Source organism: Sulfurovum sp. bin170, assembly GCF_010892395.1.
Taxonomy (GTDB): Bacteria; Campylobacterota; Campylobacteria; order Campylobacterales; family Sulfurovaceae; genus UBA1140.
The window spans coordinates 1-6,372 of sequence record NZ_JAACKB010000183.1 but is presented as its reverse complement, the minus strand read 5'-3'; the positions used below and the strand labels follow the sequence as shown (position 1 = coordinate 6,372).

Sequence of the window (6,372 nt, the reverse complement as noted above, 5' to 3'; positions counted from 1 at the left end):
TTATTTTTAAAATTGATAAAACTACTTTTTCTTATATTTTTTCGCTAACCAAAAACAGAGACCCAGATTTCTCAATCAGAATAATCTCATCTCCCTCTTTGAATACATCATCATCCCCCATCGGCTCCACACGAATATAGTGACTCTCTCCATAAATATCCCTAATCTTAGCACGAGCAGGAAGCCCCCTTTTTGCTAAGGGGTCAAGGATAGTAGCCTTTTTACCCAAAAAACTATCAGTGGAAACCACCTCTGTTGTCTCTTTTGGCATCACTCTTCCGATGATATTGGTAGTGTGTCGCAAGAGTACAACCGTGATTATCAAAACTATAGGAAGAGTTAGCACAATAGGTAGTAACCCAAAGATATTCTGTATCAAACTCCCCAAAAAACTAAAGATAAAGAAAAAAGAGATAAGCACCATAGAAAATGGTACTTTTTGAGGATTTACAAAGCCAAAAAAATTGCCTAAAGATGTCTCCGCCTCTATATCAGTATCTATGGAAAAAATATCGTCTAAAAATGCAAAAATACCCCATCCCAAAATCATGGAGCTAAACTCCAAAACAGCAAAGATAGCAAAAATCATAAATGCTACCGAATAGGGCAACATCTCAGGTGCTGAAAACTCCATCTATTACTCGCTCTTTGGCTCAGATTTACCAATAGCATTTGACCCCAAAAAATCTTTTATCTCTTTGACCCCTGCTGACTCTCCAAGCCCTGACTCTTTGAGCATATCATTTATCATAGCACTTCCCACAGAGTAGTTCATCATCGCCTCAGTAATCTGCTCTGGCAGAGAGCCTTTTGTACCTGTTTCTCCACTTTTATCACCATTCATCAGACTTTTACCCCCGGCACCCATATCAACGATTTTGATACTATCAATACTCTTCGCAGGTTCTGTCATCTGCTCTATAATCTCTGGTAGTCTCTCTATCATTGCTAGTTGAATCTCTTTTTTCACCTGCTCATTAGAGAGCATATTCAACGCCTCATTAATCAGCTTTTGACCCTCTGCTTCAACCTGATACTCTTTGTACTTGGCAACGGCTTTGATTTTTATCGCCTCTGCTTCTCCACCAGCTTCTATCTTTAGTGCATCTGCTTTATCCTCGGCCGCCTCTTTTTCTGCAAGGGCAAGAGTCTTTTTGGCTACAGCCTCCTCTTCTGCCTCTTGGGTCGCTTTGATGAGTGCCAGTAGTTTGACTCGGTTTGCAATCTCGGTCTCTTTTGTTGTTATTATTATCTCTTGGGTTTTTACCTCTTTTGCTTTTTCTAAGTTCGCTTTAGCATCAGCAATTGCCACAGCACTTGATTTTTCAGAGACCTTAATATTTTTCTCCTGTTGAGCAATCTTTATAGCCTCCTCTTTTAAAATCCTATCCGTCTCTAGCTTTCTATTTTTTAGAATCTCTCGCTCTTGAATCTCTTTATCTTTTTGAATATTGGCAAACGCAACAGCTTTTTTGTTTACAATCTCATGCTCCTCTGCCTCTTTTGCCTGTTGAGACCTCTCGATTCGGATATTTGACTCTTGTGAAGCCTGTGCAAATGCCTCCTCTTCTCTGATTGTAAGTATCTTCTTTTTGGCCTCTAGCCTTTTCTGCTCTATTTGAACTCTCGTATCCTCTTCAATATCGATTCTCTCTTTTCTTTTCGCTTCGGTAATCTCTGCAATTTTTCGCAGACCCTGTGCATCAAAAGCGTTGTTCTCATTAAAGAAGTTAATATTGGTCTGGTCAAGAGAGGTCAAAGAGACCGATTCTAGCTCCAATCCATTGGCATCCAAATCCTCTGCCACGGTGTTTGAGACCTGTTGCACAAACTCTTTTCGCTCCACATGCAAGGATTCCATAGTAGTTTGAGAAGCAACCGAACGCAACGAGTCAACCAACTTACCCTCGATAAGCGATTTCAAATCCTCTGGACGAAGAGTTTTTGAGCCAAGAGTCGATGCAGCCTTTGAGATTGAATCTTTGTCCCTCTTAACTCGCACAAAAAACTCAACAATCACATCAACTTTGAGTTTATCAGAGGTGATAAGTGACTGCTCATTTTTACGAGTCACTATCAGTTTTAGGGTATTGAGATTAATCACAGTCCTATCATGAATCATCGGCAAAACAATACTCCCCCCATCCAAAATAACCTTGGCTCCACCAAGTCCAGTCCGTATAAACGCCTCCTCTTTGGTGGTCTTTTTAAATATCCTAACAAATATAAGTCCCAACACCAAAATAAATACCACAAACCAAAGGGCATAAACCCAAATACCTAACGCAGCAAACAGTTCTAACATACTAATATCCTTCTATTTTTATAATCTTATAAATCTTCTCTATCTCCAAGAGATTCACTTCTCTTAGTGACAACGCAATGCTATAACCTTTTAACAGTTGTATTTTACCCTCTATTTCTTTAATGAATATTTTATTTTTATTTAAATTATTATTTTTATCTATAATTAATAATTTACTCTTTAACTCTTGGAGATAATCCAAAATTTTTATTACTTTTTTATCGTTGTCTCGGCTCTTTTTTATATCTATTGCAAGTCTATTAGTATCACTATGCAAGAGGTCAAGTAGAGCTTTTAATCTCCTCTTTGGAGTCTCTATATCTCTCTCTATACCAAATATATTATGAAAAAATTTACTAAACCAACCGACTTTTTTATTTATCTGTTTGATAGTAGATGCAATCTCATCCATCAATTCAGGCTCCACTCTTGTTAAACTCTCCACTCTTAGTAGTTCTCTTACATCACTAATCTGCTCATCTATAATTGACTCTAATGAGTAGATAAAGTAGTCTGTTGGCATTGATAGTGATTTGTTTATAAATCTGTCTGTGGTTAGTTTCATTCCTCTTCTTTTGAACTAATTATACCATCTTCATTACTCTATAGTTACGCCAAAGAGTTTGATAAAGAGGTAGAGATAGGAACTGTTAGAGAGATTTTCTTTGTAAACTGTTTTGAGCAGATTTTTTACAGCGATATTGGAGATTTTCGAGTTGGAGATAATCTCTTTGAGATAGGTGGGGAAAACAGAGGTTTTAAACAGATAAAAGATATAGCAAACAGTTTTGTAGTTGCTGATGTTGATTATACGGTGGATGATAGAAAGATTCCACTTTGGTTGTTTGGGTTTTTGTATTAAGTTGAGTTCTTTATCAACGTACAATAATGCAAAAAGTAGTTATAAATGAATTTTTTATTTACGCTATAATCACGCATCTAAAACAAGGCTATACCATGTCAAAACGCCCAATACTTCTACAACACTTTCGCTCTTTTGCTTACCAAAACAACATTACAGACTTTGATGTCGCGTTAGAATATTTTACCGTATTTGGTGCTACAGGATGGGATATTGACACCTCTAAAAGTGTTGATGAACTCATAAAAGAAAAGGTACTGTGTAACTATGAAGCCCTGCACAAGGGTATTATAAATTTTACACATGGGAATGGTCTGTATCATATGATGTTGACGATTATTGCTCTAGGTGTGGAGTATGAAGATGATGTGTTTAAAAAAGCTGGAGTGGGTAGAGACAAAGGTGAAGAGGCTGTGGACTATTTGGAACTCAAAAGTCTGCTCAGATTTGAGACTTCGGTAGAAGAGCCTCGCAATGAGCGTTATGCAAAATTGGACAAACTGCTGTTTGAGTTTCCTTTTATGCGTTTTTGGTTTGCGACTATTTCTCCTTATTATCAGAGTATCTCTACAGGAGATTTTAGTGAGTCTGAAGCAAAATGGAATGCGTTACGAGGAAATTTTTCTATTTTATTGAGCAATCAATTGGTGCTAGAGTTGGTAAAAGAGCGTTTTGCTACAAAGTTTGAGCGTGACCCTGTTGTCTCCATAGGTACATATTATGATAAAAAGCTAGAGATACCCATAGCTCTCAAAAGAAAATCTGGAAAAATCTTGGCAGGTGAGTGTAAATACTCCAAAACAGAAGCAAAAATGCACATGATTACGAGCCTAAAAGAGAAGTGTGAAAAAGCAGGACTAAATGTGGATGAGTATGTTCTTTTTTCTAAAAATGGTTTTACATCTGAACTAAAAGAGTTGAGCGATGAGAATCTTATGCTTTTAACCAATGAGGACTTTTCTAGTCTGCTTGATAATTTGAGTGAGAAAGATTTGTTGGTTTATACGAATAAGAAGTATTAGATTGAAATTTTCTAGAGTGGATGGTTAGGTTGTAGCTACTAGTAAAAATAACCTCTATAAGGTACAAAATTTTAACCTTATAAGGGTATAATTTATAAAAAAGAGTCTATTATGATAAAAAGAAGTATTGCTCCTCTCTTAGAAGTTGCACTAGAAATTTCTCCTATTGTTCTCTTAAGTGGGGCAAGACAGGTTGGAAAATCAACACTCTCCTCAGAATTTTTTAAAAATTATGTCACGCTTGATGATATTGATTTGAGGGTAACAGCGATTGACAATCCTAAAGGTCTTATCAATAGGATTGAAAAACCAATCTGCATTGATGAGATTCAAAAAGCTCCGAATCTTCTCGAAGCCATTAAAATGGATGTAGATAAAGACAGAGTTAATGGCTCTTATCTACTCACAGGTTCAGCCAATTTGTTGGACATGAAAAAAACAAAAGATACTTTAGCAGGTCGTATTATTGAACTTTCGCTCTATCCTTTAAGTGCTAAAGAGCGAAACAATAAACCAACAGAAAATGTGGTCGATATGCTTTTTGACAGAGATTTCTCTTGCGAAAAGATAGACTCTAAGATTATAGAAGAGAGCATTATTTCAGGTGGTTACCCTGAGATTTTGCGACTAGACAGCGAACTAAAAAGAAGACTTTGGTTTAGCTCTTATATCTCAACCTACATAGAAAGAGATGCAAGAGAACTGGGAGAGATACGAGAGATAAATAATTTTTTTAAGTTTTTCAATGTCATCGCTCCTAGAACAGCTACCCTTTTAAATAAATCAAAAATAGCCAAAGCTACAGCTCTAAAAGACTCTATGGTAGACAACTTTTTAACCATACTAGCACAACTCTATCAAGTTGAATTGCTACGACCATACTCTGAAAACATAGGTAAACAGTTTGTTAAGTCCCCAAAACTCCACATGATTGACACTGGCATAGCCTGTCATATGCTCCGAATAAAAAATTCAAAAACATTAGATGAGTCTCACTACAAAGGTCAAATTTATGAGACATTCATTTTTTCAGAACTTAAAAAACACATTAGCTTTGCAGTAGACAACACCGATATGTTTCACTATCATACCAGTGACAAAAAAGAGATAGATTTTATTTTGAGTAGAGGTGAGCAGATGTTAGCCATTGAGGTTAAAGCTTCTCATTCAGTTGGCAAGGGAGATTTTAAACATATTTTTGATTTTCAAAATCGCTCTAAAAAAGAGATTTTAGGTATTGTCTTTTATATGGGAGAGTCTGTTTTAGAGATAGACGAGAAGAACTTTGCTGTTCCTTTTGGGATGTTTTTTTAGGGAGAGAAACACTAAATTCGGGTTGATACTTTGAGTCGCCATTCGCCCCTGCCGTTGAATCTCCACTTTTTGTTACTATTTTACTATTATATTGAACTTTGAACGGCAGGATGCATCATATCTCAACTCTCAACCCCGAAGCCCCAACAAAACCTTCTCACACTCTTCAATCCCAAAAACAATAGCCTCTCCATCCCTTGAAAGCATGGCTATATTTCCATTGTCACTACTTTTCATAGAAACCTGCACTCCATCTTTGACCTTTTTAATCTTATAAATTTTGAATTTTGTATCGTTTAAAATAATATCCATCTCACCATAACGCTTATTTAGCTCATCCACATCCAGTTTTTTTGTAAAATCAGTTACTTTTCCTATTTGATGTCTATTTTTATCAAGATATTTCCAAAAATCACCAATCTCAATGGGGTTTTTGAGTTGAGCCACTTGACCTGTTGGGCTTAGAATGGTCAATTTATTATAGCTGTTGATATAAAATTCTGTCTCTTTTTGCCAACCTTTTACACCATTACAAATTGGTTCAGAGGTTGCTCCAAACTCTTTGGTTACGGTTTTTATCAACTCTTTAAAGTCCAAATCATCATAATTGATACCATCATCTTTTTCTATCGCTTCTTCTACTATTTTGGCTTCTTTTTCCTCTTGGGTCTCTTTGAGATTTTGTGGGACTTCTACAGCTTTAATATTTTTTAACTGCTCTCTTAGTTCCTCTATTTCTCGGTCTCTTGTAAGCACATGCTCTTTTAGATTTTCTATAATCTTTTCCTCTTTAGGTTTGTAAAAAGTTGCATTATACTCCAACCCTTTGGGCAAAATAGAGATACCTCGAACATAAGCATTGTTCCAAG

The 6,372-nt window shown here is 36.2% G+C and carries 7 protein-coding genes; 2 read left to right on the top strand and 5 right to left on the bottom strand.

What is annotated here, in order from left to right:
* Positions 1-31: 31 nt before the first annotated feature.
* Genes GSY74_RS04365 through GSY74_RS04350 form a run of 4 tightly spaced genes read right to left on the bottom strand, consistent with a single transcriptional unit; the run spans position 32 to position 3,191 of the window.
* The gene (locus GSY74_RS04365; RefSeq protein ID WP_164663888.1) at positions 32-634 is read right to left on the bottom strand and encodes an OB-fold-containig protein; all 603 of its coding nucleotides are present in this window, start codon (positions 632-634) and stop codon (positions 32-34) included.
* A 3-nt stretch (positions 635-637) separates the two neighbouring features.
* Positions 638-2,305: a flotillin family protein gene (locus GSY74_RS04360; protein ID WP_164663887.1), complete on the bottom strand. Its 1,668-nt coding sequence runs from the start codon at positions 2,303-2,305 to the stop codon at positions 638-640.
* A gap of 1 nt (position 2,306) precedes the next feature.
* Entirely contained in the window at positions 2,307-2,870 is a 564-nt protein-coding gene (locus GSY74_RS04355; protein ID WP_164663886.1) for a hypothetical protein, read from the bottom strand.
* Positions 2,871-2,903: 33 nt separating this feature from the next.
* Positions 2,904-3,191, bottom strand: a complete 288-nt coding sequence (locus GSY74_RS04350) for a hypothetical protein (RefSeq protein WP_164663885.1) — start codon at positions 3,189-3,191, stop codon at positions 2,904-2,906.
* A 71-nt stretch (positions 3,192-3,262) separates the two neighbouring features.
* Here GSY74_RS04350 and GSY74_RS04345 point away from each other — a divergent pair, with 71 nt between their 5' ends.
* Together GSY74_RS04345 and GSY74_RS04340 are read left to right on the top strand one after the other, a co-directional pair.
* On the top strand, positions 3,263-4,189 hold the full coding sequence (locus GSY74_RS04345) for a DUF234 domain-containing protein (protein WP_164663884.1): 927 nt from the start codon (positions 3,263-3,265) through the stop codon (positions 4,187-4,189).
* A 111-nt stretch (positions 4,190-4,300) separates the two neighbouring features.
* Positions 4,301-5,503 carry an ATP-binding protein gene (locus GSY74_RS04340; RefSeq protein ID WP_164663883.1) on the top strand — a complete coding sequence of 401 codons (1,203 nt, stop codon included), beginning with the start codon at positions 4,301-4,303 and terminating at the stop codon, positions 5,501-5,503.
* A 129-nt stretch (positions 5,504-5,632) separates the two neighbouring features.
* Here the strand turns inward: GSY74_RS04340 and GSY74_RS04335 are convergent.
* Positions 5,633-6,372 (bottom strand): hypothetical protein (locus GSY74_RS04335; protein WP_164663882.1); only part of this gene is annotated, 740 nt, incomplete at its 5' end.

Coding starts and splice junctions, on each gene's coding strand:
- GSY74_RS04340 (WP_164663883.1), top strand. CDS start 4,301: ATGATAAAAAGAAGTATTGCTCCTCTCTTAGAAGTTGCACTAGAAATT.
- GSY74_RS04360 (WP_164663887.1), bottom strand. CDS start 2,305: ATGTTAGAACTGTTTGCTGCGTTAGGTATTTGGGTTTATGCCCTTTGG.
- GSY74_RS04355 (WP_164663886.1), bottom strand. CDS start 2,870: ATGAAACTAACCACAGACAGATTTATAAACAAATCACTATCAATGCCA.
- GSY74_RS04345 (WP_164663884.1), top strand. CDS start 3,263: ATGTCAAAACGCCCAATACTTCTACAACACTTTCGCTCTTTTGCTTAC.
- GSY74_RS04365 (WP_164663888.1), bottom strand. CDS start 634: ATGGAGTTTTCAGCACCTGAGATGTTGCCCTATTCGGTAGCATTTATG.